At 44.9% G+C, this 23,214-nt stretch carries 18 protein-coding genes and 1 riboswitch; of the genes, 16 read left to right on the top strand and 2 right to left on the bottom strand.

The window, feature by feature from the left end; all coding sequences use genetic code 11:
• Nucleotides 1–48: 48 nt before the first annotated feature.
• The 5 genes from NIT79A3_RS14130 (at nucleotide 49) to NIT79A3_RS14150 (ending at nucleotide 5,945) form a co-directional block, all read left to right on the top strand.
• Nucleotides 49–1,569, top strand: a complete 1,521-nt coding sequence (locus tag NIT79A3_RS14130; protein ID WP_013966841.1) for an Ig-like domain-containing protein — start codon at nucleotides 49–51, stop codon at nucleotides 1,567–1,569.
• A 227-nt stretch (nucleotides 1,570–1,796) separates the two neighbouring features.
• A complete protein-coding gene (locus tag NIT79A3_RS14135) occupies nucleotides 1,797–3,107 on the top strand; it encodes a GNAT family N-acetyltransferase (protein WP_041360365.1) in 1,311 nt (436 codons plus the stop codon).
• A 336-nt stretch (nucleotides 3,108–3,443) separates the two neighbouring features.
• Nucleotides 3,444–3,956 (top strand): hypothetical protein, encoded by a 513-nt coding sequence (locus NIT79A3_RS19180; protein ID WP_013966843.1) that lies wholly within the window; start codon nucleotides 3,444–3,446, stop codon nucleotides 3,954–3,956.
• Nucleotides 3,957–3,964: 8 nt separating this feature from the next.
• Nucleotides 3,965–4,534 carry a hypothetical protein gene (locus NIT79A3_RS14145; protein ID WP_013966844.1) on the top strand — a complete coding sequence of 190 codons (570 nt, stop codon included), beginning with the start codon at nucleotides 3,965–3,967 and terminating at the stop codon, nucleotides 4,532–4,534.
• A gap of 181 nt (nucleotides 4,535–4,715) precedes the next feature.
• Complete coding sequence (locus tag NIT79A3_RS14150; protein ID WP_013966845.1) at nucleotides 4,716–5,945, top strand: EAL domain-containing protein; 1,230 nt, start codon at nucleotides 4,716–4,718, stop codon at nucleotides 5,943–5,945.
• Nucleotides 5,946–5,989: 44 nt separating this feature from the next.
• On the opposite strand, the gene NIT79A3_RS14155 is transcribed toward NIT79A3_RS14150, so the two are convergent.
• Nucleotides 5,990–9,733, bottom strand: coding sequence for an ATP-binding protein (locus NIT79A3_RS14155; RefSeq protein ID WP_013966846.1), 3,744 nt, complete (start codon nucleotides 9,731–9,733; stop codon nucleotides 5,990–5,992).
• 389 nt (nucleotides 9,734–10,122) lie between these two features.
• Here NIT79A3_RS14155 and epsL point away from each other — a divergent pair, with 389 nt between their 5' ends.
• On the top strand, nucleotides 10,123–11,415 hold the full coding sequence (gene epsL / locus NIT79A3_RS14160) for an XrtB/PEP-CTERM-associated polysaccharide biosynthesis outer membrane protein EpsL (RefSeq protein ID WP_156797067.1): 1,293 nt from the start codon (nucleotides 10,123–10,125) through the stop codon (nucleotides 11,413–11,415).
• Nucleotides 11,412–12,857 carry an undecaprenyl-phosphate glucose phosphotransferase gene (locus tag NIT79A3_RS14165; RefSeq protein WP_013966847.1) on the top strand — a complete coding sequence of 482 codons (1,446 nt, stop codon included), beginning with the start codon at nucleotides 11,412–11,414 and terminating at the stop codon, nucleotides 12,855–12,857. Before epsL ends, NIT79A3_RS14165 begins: the two co-directional genes overlap by 4 nt.
• A 23-nt stretch (nucleotides 12,858–12,880) precedes the next feature.
• Here NIT79A3_RS14165 and NIT79A3_RS14170 read toward each other — a convergent pair whose 3' ends face one another.
• A complete protein-coding gene (locus NIT79A3_RS14170; protein ID WP_013966848.1) occupies nucleotides 12,881–13,561 on the bottom strand; it encodes a dienelactone hydrolase family protein in 681 nt (226 codons plus the stop codon).
• A gap of 84 nt (nucleotides 13,562–13,645) precedes the next feature.
• Between NIT79A3_RS14170 and NIT79A3_RS14175 the strand changes: the two genes are divergently transcribed.
• The 9 genes from NIT79A3_RS14175 to NIT79A3_RS14215 all read left to right on the top strand — a co-directional run bounded on the left by NIT79A3_RS14175 (nucleotide 13,646) and on the right by NIT79A3_RS14215 (nucleotide 22,786).
• On the top strand, nucleotides 13,646–14,764 hold the full coding sequence (locus tag NIT79A3_RS14175) for a transglutaminase domain-containing protein (protein ID WP_013966849.1): 1,119 nt from the start codon (nucleotides 13,646–13,648) through the stop codon (nucleotides 14,762–14,764).
• 161 nt (nucleotides 14,765–14,925) lie between these two features.
• Nucleotides 14,926–15,145, top strand: a riboswitch (cobalamin riboswitch).
• A 140-nt stretch (nucleotides 15,146–15,285) separates the two neighbouring features.
• Entirely contained in the window at nucleotides 15,286–17,121 is a 1,836-nt protein-coding gene (gene btuB / locus NIT79A3_RS14180) for a TonB-dependent vitamin B12 receptor (protein WP_013966850.1), read from the top strand.
• 13 nt (nucleotides 17,122–17,134) lie between these two features.
• Nucleotides 17,135–17,719, top strand: coding sequence for a hypothetical protein (locus tag NIT79A3_RS14185; protein WP_013966851.1), 585 nt, complete (start codon nucleotides 17,135–17,137; stop codon nucleotides 17,717–17,719).
• Between the two features lie 4 nt (nucleotides 17,720–17,723).
• Entirely contained in the window at nucleotides 17,724–18,329 is a 606-nt protein-coding gene (cobO, locus tag NIT79A3_RS14190) for a cob(I)yrinic acid a,c-diamide adenosyltransferase (RefSeq protein ID WP_013966852.1), read from the top strand.
• A gap of 4 nt (nucleotides 18,330–18,333) precedes the next feature.
• Nucleotides 18,334–19,815 (top strand): cobyric acid synthase, encoded by a 1,482-nt coding sequence (locus tag NIT79A3_RS14195; protein WP_013966853.1) that lies wholly within the window; start codon nucleotides 18,334–18,336, stop codon nucleotides 19,813–19,815.
• On the top strand, nucleotides 19,812–20,342 hold the full coding sequence (cobU, locus tag NIT79A3_RS14200) for a bifunctional adenosylcobinamide kinase/adenosylcobinamide-phosphate guanylyltransferase (RefSeq protein WP_013966854.1): 531 nt from the start codon (nucleotides 19,812–19,814) through the stop codon (nucleotides 20,340–20,342). Before NIT79A3_RS14195 ends, cobU begins: the two co-directional genes overlap by 4 nt.
• Complete coding sequence (cobT, locus tag NIT79A3_RS14205) at nucleotides 20,339–21,403, top strand: nicotinate-nucleotide--dimethylbenzimidazole phosphoribosyltransferase (RefSeq protein ID WP_013966855.1); 1,065 nt, start codon at nucleotides 20,339–20,341, stop codon at nucleotides 21,401–21,403. Before cobU ends, cobT begins: the two co-directional genes overlap by 4 nt.
• A gap of 13 nt (nucleotides 21,404–21,416) precedes the next feature.
• On the top strand, nucleotides 21,417–22,013 hold the full coding sequence (gene cobC / locus NIT79A3_RS14210; protein WP_013966856.1) for an alpha-ribazole phosphatase family protein: 597 nt from the start codon (nucleotides 21,417–21,419) through the stop codon (nucleotides 22,011–22,013).
• Entirely contained in the window at nucleotides 22,010–22,786 is a 777-nt protein-coding gene (locus NIT79A3_RS14215) for an adenosylcobinamide-GDP ribazoletransferase (protein ID WP_013966857.1), read from the top strand. Before cobC ends, NIT79A3_RS14215 begins: the two co-directional genes overlap by 4 nt.
• The last annotated feature ends 428 nt before the right edge of the window (nucleotides 22,787–23,214 follow it).

Consider the following 23,214-nt stretch of genomic DNA (forward strand, 5'->3'; position numbering starts at 1 on the left):
GAATTGTAGTTATCGGCTAACGATTATTGTTAATAGGAGATTAATACCATGAGCGTAGCAAAAGAGAACGATCAGGAATCCGGCAAAAGAATTGGAAATGTAATTAATTCGATTTACCAAATTGATAATACAACGCCAATGTTTGTTGGTAGTTATACATGGAATGGCCAATTTTTCTGGAGTGACAGCCTTACGAGCTATACCATTAAAATTGATGAAAATCTTGCATTGTCCTTTGATGAAGCGGTGATGGCGGGTAGCGGTGATATTGTCATCTCTAATGGTTCGGACACGCGTACTATTGCTATTAATGATGCCAGTCAGGTCACATTTAACGAGTATGGTGAAGTAACGATCAACCCGACAGCGGACTTGATTCCTAACACCAAATACCATGTTACGATGACCAGTGGTGTCATCAGGGATACAGCAGGAAACTCCTTTTCCGGTATCAGCGATCAAACCACACTTAATTTCACGACGATCGCCTCTGATCCACTGCTGCTCGGCAACGGTTGGGACAGCTCCGCTGCGCTATTTGGCCCTCAGGAGTTCAAAATTGATGACACTTTTAAACTATACTTTGATGAGGAAGTAGTGGCAGGTAGTGGTGATATTATCATTTCTAATGGCTCGGATACGCGTACTATCGCTATCAATGATGTCAGTCAAGTCACTTACTCCGATGAGTCGCATCGCACGGTAAGCATCAATCCGCTAGAAGACTTGATTCCGAATACCACCTACAGTGTCCAGATTGCCAGTGGCGTCATCAGGGATACAGCAGGCAATTCCTATGCGGGTACCAGCAATGCTAATCCACTCAATTACACATCCGTCGCATCAAATCCACTCCTGGTATGGAGCAATCCACAAGATGATTCAACCTTAAAGCTTGATGACAATATCACATTATACTTTGATGAAGAAGTGGCGGCTGGCATCGGCAATATTGTCATCTCTAACGGTTTGGATACACGTACTATCGCCATTAATGATGCAAGTCAGGTTGCGTTTAGTAACAGTAAAATGGGCAACACCATTACTATCAATCCGACAGCGGATTTGATCCCTAACACCACCTACAGTATCCAGATGGGCAGTGACGTTATTACAGATACAGCGGGCAATGCCTATGCAGGTATCAGTGATACTACTATGCTTAACTTCACAACTTTGTCCTCTAATCCACTCCTGATACAGAGCAATCCATGGGATGAGTCATTCATCGGGGTTAGTAACAATATTTTTTTACTTTTTGATGAAGACGTAATTGCAGGCAATGGTCATATTATTATCTCCAACGGATCAGACACACGTAATATAGCCATTCATGACACCAATCAAGTCACGTTTGATGGATATGGTGCCGTCATCATCAATCTAGCGACGGATTTGGTTACTAACACGGCCTACAATATCCAAATGGCCAGCGGTGTCATTATGGATACAGAAGGGAATCCTTATGAAGGTATTAACGATGAAACTACATTAAAATTCACTACCATAGATGATACTGGCGGCGCCACATACGCAGACCTAATAGGAATCCAAGTTTTACAGACTTGAACTTTACGTTGATAGGCTCCTGAAAGATTCTGTTGTTGTAAGTATCTCATCAAAACAATCAGCGGAGGTCTTCTGTTATACCTGGCCGAGCTACTCCTGATTAATTTCACTCGCTTTGATGACAGTACTATCATTTGAATAGAAATTCTGGATGCTATTGATACTAATAGTTTTAATAGAAGAATTCTCACTCTGGCTGAAATTTACAACAGGAAATGAAAAAGAAGATGACAGTGCCTAACACTGGTATTTCATTGTCTGCTCTGCTGCAAGCGGCTATTCAATGCCATCAAGCCGGAAGGCTTCAGGAAGCAGAAAAGCATTGCCTGCGTATTTGCACTGTCGCTCCTAATCTCCCGGATGCTTTGCATTTGCTTGCGATTATCTATGCGCAAACAGGGCATTATCAGGCAGCAAATGATAATTTTTTTAAAGCAATTGACAAAGATCCTTCGCGTGCTGATTTTTATAGTAACTATGGGAATGCATTGTGGGAACAAAATCGTATCGAAGAAGCAATACATTATTGCCATCAATCATTAGCACTCGATGCAAATCGTGCTGAAGCGCATAATATTCTGGGTAATGTTTATTTGTCGCAAAATCGATTGGAAGAAGCAGTCATCAGTTTCCGCAAAGCACTTGAGATTCATCCAACTTACGTTCATGTATTGAACAATCTGGGAAATGCGCTGCAAAAACTCAATCAGGCAGAAGATGCTGTCAATTGTTATCGCCAGGCACTCAAGTTGCAAGAAAACTATCCGGAAGCACACAATAACCTCGGGCAAGCGCTCAAAAGCTTAGGTAGGCTTGATGAAGCGAGAGGCCATTTTCGTAGCGCAATTAAACTCCGCCCTGATTTTCATAAAGCAGCGCAGAATTACTTGGAGATTGATCCGGCTTGGATTGAACCATTGGACGGAGAGAAACTCACGCTTCGCCGATACAGCGAAGACGATGCTGAGTATCTACATCAATGTTATAAAAATAACACTTTCATGACACAATATAATCACTATATACCTCGTCATCAGCGCATTGAAGATTTGGCAATAAAGTTGCGCGAAACCAATGCGAAACATCCCTGTCAATTGAAATCGGTTGATTGGATTATTTTCAAGAAAGCGACTGATCAGCCTGTCGGTATTGCTAATCTTGTCGAAATCCAATTCCATCACCGGCGTGCTGAGTTTCTGATTGGTTTTGCAAACCCTGAACACCATAATAAAAGCTATGGCCTAGAGGCAACCTTGCTGGTACTCGATTATGCTTTCAATCGGGTTGGCCTGAATAAACTGACTACTATCGTGTACAGCGATAACGTCTTCGCGCAGAAAAATAGCTTGGCATTGGGGTTTGTTCAAGAAAGCTATCTACGCGAGCAGATTATGGAACCAAACGGTGAAAAATTTTTAAATCTTTATGGCAATGGAATGACGCTGAATGATTTTCGTAACAACAAGCGCATACCAAAATTATCATGGCGCTTGTTGAGACGTGACATCACATGCCCATTAAGCTTGAAAGACAACTAATCGATTATTTAGCGAGGATATTTTGCGGCTACGCCAGTCATCTCAACACGCACGAATTTACCAAATGACTGCGAGATTTATTTCCAATAATTTGTTCTAGCTCAGATCAAGTTGCTCAGCCTGGCAGTATCACCTTACGAGACCTTTTCTTTTTTGGTAGACTCATCAATAATGATGGTTACCACTGGTGAATTAAACGACGGGACTAGGTCTCTACAAAGAATCAACAATCATAACCAAAGAAAACTCATCGATTGGGGAGTCAATTGCAAGAATCGATAGAATCAAACTTGACTGCCCTTTCCTAAAATACTGATATTCATTAAAAGGCACCGGATGGCTAAGATAACTGCTGAACATTCAAAATTTTTCAAGCTTATTTGCGCTGAAACAGCGCTGGCAATACTCCTGGTTTCACACAGCGCTAGCGCCGATCAGTCTCAGTCGAACGCAAATCCATGCATTCATCAATTAAGCTCAGCACAATCCGGCCAGAGCGAAAGCACTTGTCACAAGACTCAATCTAAGTGGATTGAACTACCGGATGAAGCAATCAAGAAACTAAAAATTGACGCCGGTTTCGGCTGGGGGATTTTTAGTGGCACTATCTACAATGGCAATGAAAATTACCATGTGACGCAATTGATTGTCAGCATGGTACCTATCCACGGGCATCATCACATGGAAATGCACGCAAGCATGTCACATGACCCTAAAATACATCAAATTAATCAGGAGCTAGCCCCTTTATCGAAAGGCGCTCTCTCCATGCCACTAGCCAATGAAGATGTCCATATCCATGATTTTGAGTGGAAAATCATTAAGGTCATGGGGTATCAAACGCACTGATCCATACCATGCAGAAATCACTTAACAATATTAGAAATATCCTTATTTACACCTTTGTGATTGCACTGGTTTCATTGGCGTATTTTATTTATGCATACGCAGTTCACTCGATTCCTGAAGAGCGTGAAACTTTTCTGACTGAGATGGGTGAGGGTTTTGGAAAAATTGGTTTGGCGATGCTGGTATTTATTTATTTCCGTACCTTATTGAAACTGCTGCTGGGACAAGGAAAATTGGCACAGCGCCTGCTCCCGGACTACACCTCTCCAATCGATTCATCCCATCTGAATCGACTGTTAACCTGGATGAACCGCACGCACATTTATTTCGGTATCGCGGCCATTGCTGTCATCCTGCTGCATATCTCGCTAATGGGATTTTCCCGTTACAGTCATATTCTCTTCTTTCCAGCATTATTGGCGCTGGTTATCTGGCAAGGACTTTTCGGCCTGTTTTTAACTTGGCGTTACACACCCGATGAGCTCAAGAAATTTTCTCACTTAGTGCATGCACAGTTTGTCACCGGCATCGCCATCGGAGTTTTTGCTTTTTTTGGGCACCTACTGATCGATGACTAAATTCACATTATCTGCTCAGTCATACTTCTGCCATCTCATCGAGGCTGCTCGCGAATCCTGCTTACACGCCGGAATCCAGCTATCACTATCATCATAGTAGAAACACAGTGTATGATTCATAGCATTATGAATCATACAATTTTCATTATTCCTACCCTAATATTCAAAGAAAAGGCAAGTCATGCAGAGCGCCTCAGATATTAAGATATTAATCCTTGATGATGACACCTTTATGCTCAAGCTTCTGACACGGATGCTCGCCAAGCAAGGCTATACTACTGTCAGCGCGTGCGACAACGGACGAGATGCTCTCAAAAAAATTGATCACGCCGATACCTGCCCAGATTTGATTCTGCTTGATTTGAATATGCCGGATATGGATGGGATTGAATTTGTACGTTACTTGGTTGACCGGAACTACCAAGGCAATCTTGTATTGGTTAGCGGTGAAGATGAGCGCATGCTAAAAACTGCGGAAAAACTGGTTCATGCGCATAAAATTCCGATGCTTGGCTATCTACATAAGCCAGTGAATCCAGAAAAACTATCTGAATTATTGCAGAAATGGGAACCCTACTCTCCAGCCAAACCATCCGACAAAAAAATCTATGGCGCCGCAGAGATTCAATCGGCTATTTCCAATCATGAATTAGTGAATTATTACCAGCCTAAAGTATCCGTGGCCACCGGTGACGTAATCGGCGTAGAAACACTGGTACGCTGGCACCATCCGCAAGATGGTCTGATACTGCCGGACCGGTTTATCCATACTGCAGAACAGCATGATCTGATCAACGACTTGACAGGCCTGGTTCTGAAGCAAGCACTGGCTCAGGCGAAAATATGGCATCAGAGTGGACAGATACTACGTGTAGCGATTAATGTTTCAATGGACAATCTGGCATCATTGGATTTTCAGGATCTCGTAGTGAAACTGGTTACCGAGAATGGCCTGCCGCCGCAAAAAATCACACTCGAAGTCACGGAGAGCCAATTAATGGGGCCTGATACACGAATCCCTTTGGAGATTCTGACTCGGTTACGTCTCAAACGTTTTCATTTGTCGATTGATGATTTTGGTACCGGGCATTCATCAATGGCTCAATTACGCGACATTCCTTTTAGTGAACTCAAGATTGACCAGGGGTTTGTTCATCGCGCCTGGATGGATGACACGCTGCGTGCCATCTATGATGCCAGTTTATCGATGGCCAAACAACTGGGTATGGAAGTCGTGGCAGAAGGGGTTGAAGATCGTAACGACTGGGAGCTTTTACGGCAAACAGGCTGTGATTATGCGCAAGGAAATTTTGTTTCGATTCCATTACTACCCGCCGATTTTTCACGTTGGGTGGAAGAATGGCAAGCCAGGGTAAACGATGGCTTAATAACTTCGCCTGCATCATCTTAACGCCGTGGCTTTATCTCAAAATAATCTAATATTCAGAGTTTCTTTCACTCCTTCGCATACAAAGTATCCAGATAGTTTTTTACGCTCATTAATTGAGCATCAAATAACGGCAGTAATACAGTCAACGCTTCCGTATCACTTTCTTTACCCGCTTGTTCCATTTCTGCGCACAACTCACCCAGTGCAAGCGCACCGATAGAACGTGCTGATGATTTGAGCTTATGCGCGAGTGAACCAACCACTGCGAATTGACTTATCCGATAAGCCGCATGCAGTTCTGTAGCTATTTTTCCCGAACTGGCGCGAAAATCCAATAGCATCTCTTTAATCATTTCCGGGTCATTGCCTATTAATTCTTCAAGAACATGAACGTTAACCGGAGCAACAGCTGATCCCGCACCATTCATTGGTACAGATAACTGAGAAGCTAATTTTGGCTCTTCTGCCGATTTAGCGTTAGACAGATATTTTTCCAAGGTCAAGCGCAAATCTTCAAGCTGTACCGGCTTGCTCAAATAATCATCCATCCCGGCATTCAAACAGTGTTCTCTTTCACCTTTCAGCGCATTTGCAGTCAGCGCGATAATGGGAATATGTTTCTTGCTTGTTTCCCCGGAACGGATCGCTTTGGTCAACTCGAAACCATCCATTTCTGGCATATGCAAGTCTGTCAGTAACAGAGCGTAATTACAGTCTTGCAAACGCTTCAATGCTTCACGCCCATCGTTTGCAATATCACCCGCATAACCGAGCAGGTTAAGCTGTTGCCGGATCACTTTTTGATTGATATCGTTATCTTCTGCCACCAATATCAGTTTGCCTTGCCGCAGTGCTTCCTCGCGCGAAACAGGCACAGGTCCTGACTTGAGCAAATTGTCTGATGGCGCACTTCCCATGCTTACTTCTGCTCTTCCGGCAGCAATGGCCATTGCCCGAAGCAAGGACTGACGATACATTACATCACCATCCAGCGTGACGATATCGATATCCTCAGTCCGCGCTTGCCGGCGGCGACCACGTTTGATAACGATAAAACGCGGCTCAATATCAGGTTGCAACGCATCGGATTCAACTTTTACGGCACTCTTTATTGCACTTGAACGGGCAGTAAATGCAGCACGTAATTCCTCAATAGAAGGTGTTTGTTGCCCGGCATCAATGACAACAAGCCACAAGCCGGGCGCCAAACTCTGGATTCGTTGACGAACTGTATTCAGATCGGAGATTTGTTCAACATTCGCTCCGGCACTTTTCAAATAGATGGCCAGATCATCACTCATACCATTGTCGTCACCCAGTATCAGGCAAGTCAAGCCGCTGAGATCATCGAGCTTGCTATCCGAGACGGTTATCGCGGGCAACGGCTTAAATGGCATTTGTATGATAAATGTGGAACCCTGCAGAGGTTCGCTTTGTACCGTTATTTCTGCATCCATCAATTCCGCCAGATGATGAGAAATCGCCAATCCAAGTCCGGTCCCTCCAAAGCGCCGAGTCGTTGAAGGATCGCCTTGTGAGAAGGATTTAAAGAGTTTGTCCTGCGTCTCTTTATCCATTCCGATGCCATTATCGGTAATCTGAAATGTAATCACTACTTGATCAGGATTCGATTCGGTCAATAATACTCTCACTGAAACCTTACCCGGTTTCTCCTGTGCACTGGAAAATTTGATCGCATTATTGATAATATTGACGAGTACCTGGCGAAGCCGCAGTGGATCTCCCAATACATTTTCTGGAATTCCTGGATCAATAAACAGAGTCAATTCCACTCCTTTAGTGAGCGCCAGATGTGCCAGCATGCCACAAGCATTTTCCACAACACTGGCCAAGCGCATAGGAATTTTTTCTATTTCCAGCTTGCCTGCTTCAATCTTGGAAAAATCAAGTATGTCTTCAATGATGGAAAGCAGGGCATAAGCAGAATCCCGAATCAAATTAGCCATTTCCATTTGATAGCCGCTCAAACTGGTTTGCCGCAACACATCAATCATGCCAATCACGCCATTCATGGGCGTGCGAATCTCGTGACTCATGGCGGCAAGAAAAGAAGATTTGGCTCTGCTTGCCTGTTCAGCATCGATTCTGGCTTGCTTTAAGTCCTTCATCATGCGTACATGCTCACGAATATCACGCATCACGCCGGTAAAATGCCGCTTTCCCCCAACAAAATATTCACTGACTGCCAGATACAGTTCGATTCGTTCGCCATCCTTGCGGACGCCTTCAACTTCACGGCCAAGCCCAATTCCATGCGAACCCGGCAAATAAGGACGACCGACATATTCCTGACCATGCCCGGTACGGCAATAATTTTCCATATAACTGTCATGTTTACTACGATCCGGTTCGGGCACTATAATCGATACATTCTGCCCGATCATTTCATCATGACTATAGCCGAATAGTTTTTCCATCACCGGATTGGCGGAGAGAATCACGCCCCTTTCATCGGTAGTCACCACGCAATCCACCATGTGCTCAACGACAGAACGCATTTCTTCTTCTTTAATGGCCAGAGACACATTCGCGCGTTGCAAATCGGCGGTGCGCGTTGCTACTTTATTTTCCAGTTCTTGATTGAGTTGCAGCAGATTTTCTTCTGCCTTGTTGCGTTCCTGATCGCTGGCATTCAACCGCTCCACCATAATGTTGAAGGTATTCGCCAATTGCCTCATTTCATCCCAGCCTTCTATCGCAACACGTTGATGTAAATTACCTGTCGAGATTTCTAAAGCGCTTCGATTCAAATGTTTTAAAGGATCTACAACACGGCGATTAAACAAAATAGCGCCCAATAGCGCGGCAAGTAATGTCACAACCAAGATCATTAAGCCGACATAATGCAGTTTATTCACTGAGGCAAATGCTTCATCGGCATCAATTTGCACCACGATGCCCCATTTCATGAGCGGCAAGTAGCGCCATGCGGCAACAACCTCTTTGCCACGGTAATCTAAAGTCAGCGCGCTCTCAGAATCACCGTTTAGAGCTTTCTGCATGGATTCAGCGGAAGGTGTATTGAGAGGAATCCTGCGTTTTAATGCAGCATCAGGATCATACTTAAGCGGGGCCATTACCAAAGCGGAACGATCATCTTCAAGACGCGCCACAACCGTTTCACCACTCTCACTTAGTCCAACGTTATTCGCTATCACTGCGAATACACGTTCACTAAAGATTTGCAGCGCTAATACACCTCTAATCTCTCCATTTATTATTACAGGAGTTGCAACGAAAGCTGCGATTGCTCCCTTGGATGGCGCGTATCTTTCAAAGTCAGAGATGCTGCTTCTTAAATTATCCAGTGCATAGCGAGTGACCTTACCGAGTCCCGTATCGCGATACGGACCTGTGAGTAAATTAGTTGCAAAATCAGACTCATGCGCTTGCGTGTAGACGATATCGCCTTTTGTAGAAATCAGAAAAATATCATAATATTTCGCTTCCTGAACAAAACGTTTGAAATTTTCACGATAACTGGCATCCAATCGACGATAGTCATCGGATTCCACGCCGCTTTGCTCATAGATTCTGGAGAATTCTATTAAGGCTTCGTGCGTTGTACTGGAATCACGCACCAAGCTGGAATCAAGAAAACGCTCCTTCAAATAGCTGTCGATCTGCTCAATCTTTTTATCGGCGATGGCGGAAACATTCCGGATAGCTGATTTCTTTATTTCATTTTCAAAGGTATGCAGTAAACTATTACCAATAAACAATATTGGTAATAAAGAAACTAATGTAAACCAAACAGCGAAACGCTGTGTCAGTGAAGTAAATTTCATCAGTTTCTCCTTGAATTCTGGTTGGAGGCTCTATTCTTTGTCTAAGCTATTTGAATTTTTACTGACGGCCCCAGATTATAAAATTTCGTTGTACATATCCTCGTATTAATTTTATTGAACATTGTGCCGTTGATCCAGCCACAATCATTTCTGCAATACTTATTATAGATAACCAAGATTGCCTCTCAAATTATGAGCCTAGTCCGATTTGCCAAAAATAGCGACAGTAATATTGCCCTTTGGGCAAAAAAGCGTTTTTTCTCCTGTAAAAGGTGTTGTTCAAAATAGTTTTATGAGAACATGTTAAAGAAAAGGTAAATTCTGTCAAATGCCATTGATACTTGGCCATTGGAAATTCTGAGAATCTCACATTAATGATACATCAGTTCATGGAAGTTACACTTACGAACATCAATCAGTATTTTCCGCGCATAGCGCCCTGCTTTACACGACCCAGCCGGTTGCAGTCCTTCCTTCCAGGGGTTTTGCTGTTGTTCTTTCTCCACCAGCCTGCATCTGCTGCCGTAATAGGCAAAGTAGTGCAGCCCTTTGGGAGTTATACCTATACTGCTGATGACAACCTATTGCGTATACGGGATAAAGTGGATCCCCTGCCGCTGCTCGGCACGCGTAATCTTTTCGATATGTCCCATCGTTTTACCGGCGGTCTCATGTTCGAGAAAGAAATCAGCCGGCAACGATTGACCGCCAATTTGAACTGGACCCACACCAGTTTCGATAAATTCAATCAGATGGATAACGATCTGAAGAGTTTGACCGGTAACTGGAACTGGTTTTTAGGCAACCGGTTGGAAGGTAATATGGGAGCAAGCTACGTGCAATCCCTGTCACCGTTCCTGTTTCAGCCGGGTGTTAGAAATATACGTACCGAGCAGAGAGAATTTATTAATGCCGTCTGGCGCTTTCACCCAAGCTGGAATTTACATGGCGACTATACGCGCTATGATCTCAGTAACGATAGTCCGAGCAACATCTTTAGATTTCTAAACCGGACTGAAGACCGGTTTGAAGGCGGAGTAGACTACCTGACATCCGGTAGAAATACTGTGGGTGTGCTCTTTCGCAATATAATCGGTGATTTTCCGATTCTTGTCCGAGCACCGGATGGCTCATTCACAGACAACAGCTATGATCAGAAAGAAGCATTGGCCAAAATCAACTGGGCAGTATCTGCAAAATCCAGCCTTAGCGGGACGGGCGGGTGGGTAGAACGCAATAATGCCAGCTTTACAGCGCGTAATTTTAGCGGATTTAATGCCCGCATGACCTATCACTGGCAACCTACCGACAAGATCGGATTATCGATTTCCGGATGGCGCGAGACCGCAGCAATGCAACAGCTTACTGCAAGTTTTAGTCTTAATACTGGGGTACGTGTTGCTCCATCCTGGGACATTACACAGAAAATAAGATTGGAGGGAGATTTTTTCTATCAGCATATGAAGTTTGACCGCTTTTCGATTCTCACCGACGGAGCATTACCATTGGGTATAAACAACACGCTTCGCAATGCAGCGATAAAACTCATATACACCCCTTATCTTGGTTTGCAGCTCAGTGCCTCGATCTACAATAATCACTTAAAATCAGATTCCTCTCGAGGCGGGTTTGACGCAAATGGTGCAAATATCAATTTACAGTATACTTACGGAAGACGATGACAGCCAACGATTTACCCATAGTGGCCTTCTTCAAGCACCTGCTCGACCCTTTCATCATATGGAGCATGCTGATACTGACAACCTGGATGTATGACGAAGATTTTACCAGTTACTATCTAGTATTAGTCATTATTACCTTTTTCATTTCCACCTACATTTACGAGCGTATTCTCATTTACCGCAATTGGCGCAAAGGCAGATTGCTTGCCTATATGCGGGATACGGTAATGGGCTGGCTGGTGATTATCACTATCCTGATATTTCTAGGTTATGCCACCAAATTTCACAATCAGTTTTCCGGAAAAGTGCTTCTGACCTGGTTTATTGTCACACCATTGATGCTGATTGCCAGTCATATCACCGTACGCAGTATCGTCACCAACCTGTACAACAAAGGTAAATTGCGTTTAGCAATTGTGATCGGAGCGAACGAAACCAGTTTTGCGTTCATCCAGCATATCGCAGAGCTCCCCTTTCTGTTGATTAAATATCAGGGTTTCTTCGATGAACGCAACAGTTCCCGAATCGCCGGCGATTTTGGATCCCATTTGGGAGAACTGACCCATCCTCCCGTAGCCGCAACGGTTACCAGGCCGGATAACTTCGGATCCCGTTTGGGTGGACTGGCTGATGTCGTGCCTTACATTCAAAAGCATAATATCGAGATGGTTTTTATTAGCTTGCCGATGTCGTCTCAGCCGCGTATTCAGAAGCTTATGGATGAGTTACCCGACACTACGGTTTCTATCTATTTCCTGCCGGATATTTATATCTTTGATTTGATGCAAACCCGTTTCGAATACATTGGTGATGTGCCAGTAGTTGCAATGAGTGAGTCACCTTTTGTCGGTGTCGATGGCGTGGTCAAGGCTGCTAGCGACTTTGTGCTGGCTTTGGTGATTATTATTTTGCTCTCTCCAGTGATGGCGTGCATTGCATTGGCGGTAAAGTTTACTTCGCCGGGTCCGGTTATCTTTAAACAGCGCCGTTATGGTCTCAACGGCGAGGAGATTATCGTCTATAAGTTTCGCTCGATGACCGTCACGGAAGATGGTGCAAGCATTCAACAGGCGAAACAAAACGATCAACGGCTTACGAAAATCGGCGGCTTCTTGCGCCGCACATCATTGGATGAGTTGCCGCAGTTCTTTAATGTGTTGCAGGGACGCATGAGTATTGTCGGCCCGCGCCCGCATGCGGTGGCCCATAATGAGCTGTATCGCAAGCTGATTAAAGGCTATATGCTACGCCACAAGGCCAAACCAGGCATTACCGGATGGGCTCAAGTCAACGGCTGGCGCGGTGAAACTGAAGTGTTGGAAAAAATGAAAGTACGCATCGAACACGATTTGTATTATCTTAAACATTGGTCTATCTGGCTCGACCTCTGGATCATCCTCAAAACCGTCTGGATCGTACTGCGTAAAGATAATGCGTACTAACTAATGCCTATCCCGGATGAAGCTTATCCAGTTATGCCCCCCAGCCAGCGACTGATATCGCTTATTTCCTGTTCACATACGCTATGCGCCATAGGGTATTCATGCCATTCAAGCGAATAATTAGCGGTGAGTAATTTTTCTTTCGAAGCAATTGCATGTGTTATGGGTATTACTGCATCATAAATGCCATGCGCCATAAATATTCGTGTTGAGGCATTTGCAACACTGGCTTCCGTCGTAAGTGTTTCCACAAGCGGTAAGTAGCATGACAAAGCGATAATCCCAGCAAGAGGATTGGTCTGACGCAACCCGGCCTGCAATGCCATCGCACCGCCTTGTGAGAATCCGGCCAACAGGATATGTTTTGAGGGAATACCACGCTGAATTTCTCTTTCAATCAAAGCATCAATAGCTTTTTGCGAATCACGAATACCGGATTCATCTTGACGATTATTAAAATCAGCATGATAAATGTCATACCAGGCACGCATGATATAGCCATTATTTATACTGACTGGACGCTCAGGCGCATGCGGAAAAACAAACCGCATCGATGTTTCAGGCAGTAACTCCAGTTCACTGACTATCGGCACAAAATCATTCCCATCGGCACCCAGTCCATGTAACCAAATAATAGCATGCGTAGGGCAAATACTCGTCTCAATCTCAACAACGGGTAAATAATCAGCTGTTTCATTAATCATATAGAAGCAATAACCTACATTGTATTGACATAAAGAATTGATAGGATAAAATTTGCGCAACTCAAAGAAACTATAAAGGAAACTATGAAACGCAGGGATTTTATTAAATTAATTGGATCAGGTGTACTGACTTTTCCAATTTCGTCCTTAATGGCCTCGCAACAGTCGGCACAATCGACAGATTTTAGTAATTGGACCAGCTATCGTCTGTCCTTTCAGGTCGACCTACCGGATAAAGGTAATTCTGCTCGATTATGGCTCCCACTGCCGGACACCAACGATCCCGGTTTTCAATTTACTCAAGGTAGTAACTGGAGCGGCAATGCCACAAAAGCTTCATTTTCCACCATCGGCACAAGTGCCTTTCCCATATTTAAAGCAGAATGGCAAGGAAAACAAAAGAGCAATCAGCGGCATATCACGGTCAGTTGCATTGTAAAAACTTCCAATCATTCCTTTGATCTTGACCATTACCCTGCGAGCAAGAATGCTGCACTGCCCAATAGCATCAAGAATTACCTTAACCCAACCCACCTAAAACCAACGAATGGCATTGTACGTGAAACCGTACATTCCATCATAAAGGAAAAAAATGCCGCAACGACCTTGGAACAGGCAAGAGCTATCTATAATTGGGTTATAGACAATGGACAATATGATGAAGGAACTCGTGGACGCGGGCGAGGCGACGTTAAATCAATGCTTGAAAAAAACGATTTATCCGGAAAATGCGTTGATCTAAACTCATTGTTTGTTGCGCTTGCAAAAGCAGCCAATATTCCCGCACGCAACCAATATGGCATTCGCATCAACGAATCAAAATTACACCCTTGTATCGGGCAATACGGTGACATTAGTCAATCCCAGCATTGCCGGGCAGAATTCTTTCTAGCCGGTCGCGGCTGGATACCGGTAAATCCAGCTGATGTTCTACAAGTATCAAAATTAGAAAACCTGCCTCTGAATGATTCGAAGATTGTTCAGTTAAGGGAAAAATTTTTTGGTACTTGGGAAATGAACTGGTTGGCATTCAATCACGCTGAAGACTTGTCACTAAACCCTGCAAGTAATACCAGCAAGTTACCATTCTTTATGTTCCCTCATGCTGAAATAGACGGAAAAACGTTGGATAGCTTAGATCCTGAGAGTTTTTCATACAAAATAACCTCAGCTGAGCTGATAGGAACCGGCGCTAAGTTTTAGATATAGTTAGCTGCTGAAGTAAAGTAAAGGACACATTTGAACTTGCAATTTACAACACGAATGCTCAGGCACCCAAACTTGAGTCTGTTTAATCCCCTAATATGAATACATTCTACATATACTTCTTCAGAACTTGACACTTACTTTTCATTTATGTAGTCTGCGTCACACTTGCTTCAGGTGCCTTTAAGTTTTCTCCTTGAAGGTTAAACGGGAAGCTGGTGCGCTCTGATTAAATTCAGGCAATGCCAGCACTGCCCCCGCAACGGTAATTGAGTTAACAATCTGCATCATGCCACTGTGCAACGACACGGGAAGGCGCAGATCTGGGATTTATTCCGCTCATGAGTCCGGAGACCGGCCAGAAGTGAACATTACTACGGTATTGCGGAGGGCAATCGGTGTCAATATGATCAGCTTTCATTTTCCAGGCTGGTCTGTTTGTCCATTCCAAATCTCCCTTCTGCATTCCTTATTTATTGAATTTATCAACGCGCGGGTGTGCGCGAAGGAATCAGATCATGCAAAAATGCCGTTTACCGGCAGTGGCTGTGCTATGGCTTGGCACAGCATCAAGTGTGTTTGCAGCCACTGCAAATCATCAGGAAAAACCCGTTATTGTCACGGCCACACGCACGGCACAAACTGCCGAATCTTCGCTGGCTTCAGTGACGGTCATTACACGCGCGGATATTGAGCGTCAGCAAGCGCGATCGATTCAGGATCTGTTACGCGGTGTACCCGGCGTGAGTATTTCCAATAGCGGGGGAGCTGGCAAGAGCACTTCGGTTTTCATGCGTGGCACTGAATCTGACCATATTCTGGTGATGATCGATAACATCAAGGTTGGCTCGGCCACATCGGGCGCGACTGCGTTTGAGAATATTCCCATTGAACAGATTGAACGAATTGAGATTGTACGTGGCCCACGCTCCAGTTTGTATGGCTCTGAGGCCATCGGCGGTGTTATTCATATTTTCACCCGAAAAGGTGATAGTGGCGGTCTCAAGCCGAATTTTGGTTTTGGCGGCGGCACCTATGGCACATTGGAGGGCTCGGTGGGCTTGTCGCAAAGAGGTGCGCAAGGCTGGTTAAATATGAACGCCAGCGGAATCGGCACAAAAGGATTCAATGCTTGTACCGGTTCCGATACGGCAGGCTGCTTTACTCATGAGCCTGACCGGGATGGTTATCGCAATGTCGCGGGCAGCATGCGCGCAGGCTATCGGTTTCAGAATGGGCTGGAAATTGATGCCAGCTTCATGCATTCCGCGGGCAAAACCGAGTTTGATGGCAGTTTTGTCAATAAGGCTGTCTTGGCACAACAGGTCCTTGGCGGCACAGCACGTTACTCCCCAGTAGATTTCTGGCGCATCAATCTGATTGCAGGCCGCAGCCGGGACGATTCAGACAATTTCTTGGGCACTGCCTTCCAAAGCCGGTTTAATACCATACGTGATACAGTTACCTTGTTGAACGACTTTACTTTGGGCAAAAATCAATTGTTAACAGTCGGTACAGATTATCAAAATGATCACGTCAAAAGTACGGAAGCATTCATTGTCAACTCGCGCACTAATTGGGGCGCATTTGCTCAGCATCAGGCAACTGTCGCTAAGCATGATATCCTGCTGTCCCTGCGACATGATGATAATCAGCAATTTGGCAGCCGAGTGACCGGTGGCGCTGGCTGGGGTTATCCGCTCACTGAGAATATTCGCCTGCTGGCCAATTTTGGCAGCGCTTTTAAATCCCCCACATTCAATGAACTGTATTTTCCCGGCTTTAGTAACCCGAATTTGCGTCCGGAAGACTCACGCAGCTACGAATTCGGCACTCGCGGCAAAGCGGATTGGGGAAATTGGTCGTTGAACGTTTATGAAACCCATATTCTCCATTTGATTGCTTTTGACGCCAATACCTTCGCACCCGCCAATATTGATCAGGCACGCATACGCGGATTTGAAGGCGTAATCAGCACACAAATTAAAGGCTGGCAATTCAATACGAACCTGTCATTGCTTGACCCAGTGAATCGTTCATCTGAGTTAAATCGAGGTAATATACTGCCACGGCGCGCTGAACAATCATTTCGGCTGGATGCCGATCGTCAGTTTGGGCAATATTATAAATTGGGTGCCATGCTTCTGGCCGAAGGCGAGCGTTATGATGATCTGGCCAATACCCGTAAACTGGACAGTTACGTCAAATTTGATCTGCGTGCTGAATATATCTTGAACAAACATTGGCGCTTGCAGGGACGTATTGAAAATTTATTTAATGAACGCTATGAAACAGCTGCATTCTTCAATCAACCAGGGCGGAATTTCTTTGCCATGGTACGTTATCAACCTTAACAAGGAGTTAAATATGTTGACTTTATCCACCCGCAATCAAATGGCTATCGGATTGTTACTTGTGTTATTGATGATTCTCACCCGCAGCCATCACTTTGCCTCGGTACATAATCTGGCAGATGCCTCTTGGGCCATTTTCTTTCTGGCCGGAGTCTATCTGCGTTCTGCATGGCCATTACTGGGTTTCTTTGCTTTGAGCTGGTGGCTGGACTTTGCAGCTTATACTTGGGGCGGCGTCAGTGATTTTTGTATCACACCGGCTTATGTGTTCCTGCTACCGGCTTATGCTTCGTTATGGCTGGCTGGCCGCTGGTACGCCAAGCAATACCAATTTACATGGCATACCGTAGCGCCGCTTTCTCTCAGTGTCATAGCAGGTTTAATTCTGTGTGAATTATTTTCCAGCGGCGGCTTTTATTTTTTCTCCGGTCGAATTGCGGAAACGTCCTTTAGCGAATTTGGCGAGCAAGTGATCAAATACTTCCCGCTTTATATCGAGACATTCGTTTTTTATTTGGGCCTCGCCATCGTGATGCATACGCTATTTACGTTGATTATTCAGCAATTCAATAATCCACGTAACACCACAACGGGATAACGGTATGGTTGATTCCGAGCGTTCTGAACGCCACCGCACACGCATGCAACGCAAAAAAGAAGTCATTGATGCGGCGATTGCACGTGCGGATCGTGAACAAGGTTTACTGCTAATTCTCACTGGCAACGGCAAAGGCAAATCCAGTTCAGCATTCGGCATGATCGCACGGGCACTGGGTCATGGCATGCGCGTAGGCGTGGCGCAATTTATCAAAGGCCGCTCGGACACGGGCGAAGAAGCCTTTTTCCGTAAACAGGAGAATGTCATCTGGCATGTCTTAGGTGAAGGTTTTACTTGGGACACGCAAAATCTGGAACGCGACACGGAAACAGCACAGCGCGGCTGGGCCATCGTACAGGAAATGCTGCACGATCCAGCAATCGATCTAATCGTGCTCGACGAACTGACCTATCCGCTCAAGTTTGGCTGGCTGGATTTAACCACGGTGCTGGGCGATCTGAAAAACCGCCCGCCCATGCAGCATGTCGTGATTACCGGACGTAGCGCACCCGAAGCACTGTGCGAAGCTGCGGACACGGTTACTGAGATGACAGACATCAAGCACGCCTTTCGTGCCGGTATTCAGGCACAGAAAGGCATTGACCTGTAACATCATGACCACACAAACATTGATGGTTCAAGGCACCACTTCGGATGCGGGGAAGAGTATGCTGGTGACGGCATTATGCCGCTGGCTGGCACGTCAAGGTGTTAGTGTTGCGCCATTCAAACCGCAAAATATGGCACTCAATAGTGTTGTAACGGTTGATGGCGGAGAGATTGGTCGTGCGCAGGCAGTTCAAGCCTTGGCCGCTGGATTGGCACCGCATACGGATATGAATCCGGTATTGCTCAAACCCAATACAGATAAAAATGCGCAAATCATCATTCATGGTCATGCAATCGACAACATGGATGCTCGCGGATTTCATGATTATAAATCGATAGCACTGAAGGCAGCGCTCGAATCGCATTCGCGGCTCATCGAAAAATACGACAAGATTATTGTGGAAGGTGCCGGCTCACCGGTTGAAATCAATCTGCGTGCCAACGATATTGCAAATATGGGCTTTGCGGAAGCTGTCGATTGCCCGGTGATTCTCATTGCCGATATTGATCGCGGCGGTGTTTTTGCCCATCTAGTGGGCACACTGGCATTATTAAGCGAAAGTGAGCAGGCGCGCATCCAAGGTTTCATCATCAATCGCTTTCGTGGCGATATCGCATTACTTCAACCGGGACTAGACTGGCTGGAACAATATACAGGCAAGCCCGTATTGGGTGTTTTACCTTATCTACAGGGCTTACATCTGGAAGCGGAAGATGCTTTACCGCGTACAACAGATTTTGTTGAACCTATGGAGCAGGATTGTCTTCGAGTTATTGTCCCTGCTTTACCACGCATCAGTAATCACACCGATTTTGACCCGTTGCGCTTGCATCCACAGGTCAATCTACAATTTATTGGTCCCGGAGAAACCATTCCACCTACCGATTTGATCATACTACCGGGCTCCAAAAGCGTATGCGCTGATTTAAATTGGCTACGCGATCAAGGTTGGGAATTGGCAATCCGCCGGCACTTACGCTACGGCGGAAAACTGATAGGTATCTGTGGCGGTTTCCAAATGCTGGGAAAACATATTCATGACCCCAACGGCCTTGAAGGTGACGCCGGTAGCGCACAAGGATTTGCTTTCTTCGATATGGAAACAACGCTTGAACCAGAAAAATTACTGCGTAACACGCAGGGAACATTCGCCTTTAATAATGCAGTCATAACGGGTTATGAGATCCATACAGGCATCACCACTTATCACACCCACTATCAACCTTCCGTTCATCTGACGCACAGTGATGATGGCGCAATCAGTGAGGATGGCTTGATACTGGGAACCTATCTGCATGGCATTTTTGAATCACCTCCCGCCTGCGACGAATTATTAATCTGGTCCGGATTAGGTAATCTAAATCATAAACTTGATTACTATGCGATACGCGACGTTCAAATTAATCGTTTAGCAGATTGTGTTGATCAATATCTGGATACTGCATATTTGCATCGTTTACTCAGCTTATCAGTGAAAACATCATGAGGACAGGCAAAACATTGATTCTCGGCGGCGTCCGTTCAGGTAAAAGCCGGTTGGCAGAACGATTAGCCACGGAAAGCCAGCTTCCAGTTACCTATATCGCAACAGCCACTATCGAAGACGACGAAATGCGAAAGCGAATTACCGCGCATCGGGTGCGACGTCCTGATCATTGGCAAGTCATTGAAGAGCCTTTAGAGCTAGCTTCAGTTCTGATCCAGAATGCAAATATAAAAAGCTGCTTATTAGTCGATTGCCTGACACTCTGGTTAACCAATTTATTGATTCAACCGGACACATCAAAATTTGACACTGAGCGTGCGGCATTGATTAAAGCACTGCCTCATTTAACAGGAAAACTTATTCTAGTCAGCAACGAAACAAACATGGGAATCACACCAATGGGTGAACTGAGTCGGCGCTATTGTGATGAAGCCGGTAAATTGCACCAAGAAATTGCTCACCACTGCGAGCAAGTGGTTTTAACCGTTGCCGGATTGCCTTTGATGCTCAAAGGAGAACGTGTGTGACCGAACAAACTACCCTTAGCTGGCTGAATATACCATTAGCTATTCCTAACCTTGAAATGGCTCGACTAGCACAGCTACGCCAAGCACAACTGACTAAGCCACCCGGATCTCTCGGTCGCCTTGAAGAAATTGCTATTCAACTGGCCGCTTTGCAAAATACACAAAAACCTTGCGTTGATCAGGTTCACATCGCAATATTTGCCGGTGATCATGGCATTGCAGCAGAAGGTGTCTCAGCGTTTCCGCAATCGGTAACCGGTGAGATGATCCGTAACTTTGCAAACGGCGGCGGTGCAATCAATATTCTCGCTCGCACTCTGAAGGCTTCGCTTGAGATTATTAATCTGGGAACAGTGCAAGATATGCAGTCATTGATGGGTGTAGAGCATTTCAACCTGGGATCTGGCACAGCAAGTTTTCTTCACGAGCCCGCAATGACATGGAATCAACTGAATCGAGCATTGAGCGTTGGTTTTGAGGTAATTGAGCGCACAAAACAAAATAACAAACAATTATTTATCGGGGGCGAAATGGGAATTGGCAATACCACAAGCGCCACTGCTCTGGCGTGTGTCTTACTGAATGAGCAGCCTGCAATGCTGACTGGTTCCGGTACCGGACTTGACAGTGACGGCATCGCACATAAGATCAACGTCATTTCACAAGCATTGTCTTTGCATAACCCAATCATCGATTCTCCTTTGGATGCGCTTCGCCGTGTCGGAGGATTTGAGATTGCTGCTTTGACCGGTGCGTATATTCATGGTGCGCAAATAGGATTACCGATGCTAATTGATGGTTTTATCAGTACAGTTGCTGCATTAACCGCTGAGCATATTTTGCCGGGATGTAAGAAGTGGTTCTTATATTCCCATAGATCTACAGAATCCGGACACGATACGATTCTCAAAGCGCTCGATGCAAAGCCGTTGATTGATTTAGACATGCGATTAGGAGAAGGTAGTGGCGCAGCGATCGCATTCAGTCTAATACTCATGGCCTGTAAGTTGCATAATGAAATGGCTACATTCTCAGAAGCCCAGGTTTCGCAAAAGAACTAATCTCCATTAAACCATGATGACTTTTATTGATCTACTCAGACATGGTGAAACTGAGAACAATAATCGCTATTGCGGCAGCACTAATTATCCACTGACTCAACTCGGCTGGAAGCAAATGTGGAGCGCCATTGAAGAAAATCCATGCCAGTGGCAACAGATCATCACTTCGCCTTTAGCACGTTGCGCAAGCTTTGCACACGCACTAGGACAACAATATTCCATTCCGGTAACACAAGATGGCCGTATACAGGAAATTCATTTTGGAGAGTGGGAAGATCATTCTGCTTCTGAGTTGATGCAAACCGATGCCGACGCTTTATCCCGTTTCTGGCATAATCCTCTGCATTATCCCCCTCCTAACAGCGAACATTTACTTGATTTCGAAGCGCGCGTATTGGCCGCATGGCAGGATATTCAGCAACAATTCAGCGGTAAGAAAGTTTTACTCATTTCGCATAGTGGCGTAATTCGCATCATTCTTTGTCATCTTCAGCAGCACCCGCTTGAACGTTTGCTAGAATTTTCGGTTAACCATGCAGATATCAAGCATGTATGTATCGAACAAACAGAACCCCCTCATGACCTGTATATTTCCAATCCTTATACATGATTAGGCCATTTCTCATTGCGATGCAATTCCTGACTCGATTACCCGTTCAGCTGGCAACACAGCCTAGCGAGAAAGACCTTGGATACTCCTTACTGTTCTATCCGCTTGTTGGTTTGATCATCGGGTCCATTCTCATTGGATTGGGCTGGCTGTTGACCGGCACACCACCGCTGGTGATTACTGCATTACTTATCACTTCCTGGATATTACTAACCGGAGGATTACATCTGGACGGCCTAGCGGATAGTGCTGATGCTTGGATTGGCGGAATGGGCGATCAATTAAAAACACTGGCAATTATGAAAGATCCGAGTTGCGGCCCAGCCGGTGTGGTGGCAATCGTAGTAATCATACTACTCAAGTTTGTAGCGCTACATACCACGATAATTGCTGGCGAATGGATCACTCTATTATTTGCTATTACTCTCGCCAGAACGTTATTACCGCTGCTGTTTCTGACCACACCGTACGTCAGAAGCAATGGATTAGGTTCATCACTGTCTTCCAATCAGCCGCGACTATTGAGTATTTTAATCATAGTCGTAGTATTTATGCTTATGTTCCTAATAGCTGATATGCGCTATTTATTACTAGCACTGACTGCACTCATTACGTTCTTCTTTTTACGCAATCTTATGATTCAACGAATCGGCGGAACAACGGGTGATACGGCAGGTGCCTTGGTAGAGATTACAGAAACTACTGTTTTATTGGTTTCGGTGATAACTATAAATATATACAGTATTATCAATACTATAATGAATCTGCAATAATTTTATAACCAGCAAAAATTATTCTGATAACTATATTTTTATCTTTTTTCGATTCGGCAAGCTTCTCTGTTGCTTCCGCCTCTTAATATCAAACACCACCCCATTGATTTATATGTCTATGAACAATACCACTTTCAGTTTGATGCTTTCTGGGGATTATTAAAGCAATTAAGTGGCGACTTACCCTGCAATTTCGGAAAATTTTTCTGAAATTCGAACTTCATACTGAAAATAGTATAGAGGCATATAAAGTTATTTCTAAAGTAGGTTACATCACCAAGAACTGTCGCAAAAAAATTATCAATCTAGCAGTTTCCATGCGTCAGCGCGAAAGGCTTTAGGGATAAATCCATAACTTTCACGCTGCCCGTGAAATTAGCACCAATCTTTTCCCCTTAAAAAGTTCTAATAGAAAACCTGGAATGAAA

This window comes from Nitrosomonas sp. Is79A3, from assembly GCF_000219585.1.
Lineage (GTDB): Bacteria > Pseudomonadota > Gammaproteobacteria > Burkholderiales > Nitrosomonadaceae > Nitrosomonas.

Bases quoted from the DNA above. Each gene is read 5' to 3' on its own strand.
- NIT79A3_RS14130 (WP_013966841.1), top strand. From the start codon at position 49: ATGAGCGTAGCAAAAGAGAACGATCAGGAATCCGGCAAAAGAATTGGA.
- NIT79A3_RS14135 (WP_041360365.1), top strand. From the start codon at position 1,797: ATGACAGTGCCTAACACTGGTATTTCATTGTCTGCTCTGCTGCAAGCG.
- NIT79A3_RS19180 (WP_013966843.1), top strand. From the start codon at position 3,444: ATGGCTAAGATAACTGCTGAACATTCAAAATTTTTCAAGCTTATTTGC.
- NIT79A3_RS14145 (WP_013966844.1), top strand. From the start codon at position 3,965: ATGCAGAAATCACTTAACAATATTAGAAATATCCTTATTTACACCTTT.
- NIT79A3_RS14150 (WP_013966845.1), top strand. From the start codon at position 4,716: ATGCAGAGCGCCTCAGATATTAAGATATTAATCCTTGATGATGACACC.
- NIT79A3_RS14155 (WP_013966846.1), bottom strand. From the start codon at position 9,733: ATGAAATTTACTTCACTGACACAGCGTTTCGCTGTTTGGTTTACATTA.
- epsL (WP_156797067.1), top strand. From the start codon at position 10,123: ATGGAAGTTACACTTACGAACATCAATCAGTATTTTCCGCGCATAGCG.
- NIT79A3_RS14165 (WP_013966847.1), top strand. From the start codon at position 11,412: ATGACAGCCAACGATTTACCCATAGTGGCCTTCTTCAAGCACCTGCTC.
- NIT79A3_RS14170 (WP_013966848.1), bottom strand. From the start codon at position 13,561: ATGATTAATGAAACAGCTGATTATTTACCCGTTGTTGAGATTGAGACG.
- NIT79A3_RS14175 (WP_013966849.1), top strand. From the start codon at position 13,646: ATGAAACGCAGGGATTTTATTAAATTAATTGGATCAGGTGTACTGACT.
- btuB (WP_013966850.1), top strand. From the start codon at position 15,286: ATGCAAAAATGCCGTTTACCGGCAGTGGCTGTGCTATGGCTTGGCACA.
- NIT79A3_RS14185 (WP_013966851.1), top strand. From the start codon at position 17,135: ATGTTGACTTTATCCACCCGCAATCAAATGGCTATCGGATTGTTACTT.
- cobO (WP_013966852.1), top strand. From the start codon at position 17,724: ATGGTTGATTCCGAGCGTTCTGAACGCCACCGCACACGCATGCAACGC.
- NIT79A3_RS14195 (WP_013966853.1), top strand. From the start codon at position 18,334: ATGACCACACAAACATTGATGGTTCAAGGCACCACTTCGGATGCGGGG.
- cobU (WP_013966854.1), top strand. From the start codon at position 19,812: ATGAGGACAGGCAAAACATTGATTCTCGGCGGCGTCCGTTCAGGTAAA.
- cobC (WP_013966856.1), top strand. From the start codon at position 21,417: ATGATGACTTTTATTGATCTACTCAGACATGGTGAAACTGAGAACAAT.
- NIT79A3_RS14215 (WP_013966857.1), top strand. From the start codon at position 22,010: ATGATTAGGCCATTTCTCATTGCGATGCAATTCCTGACTCGATTACCC.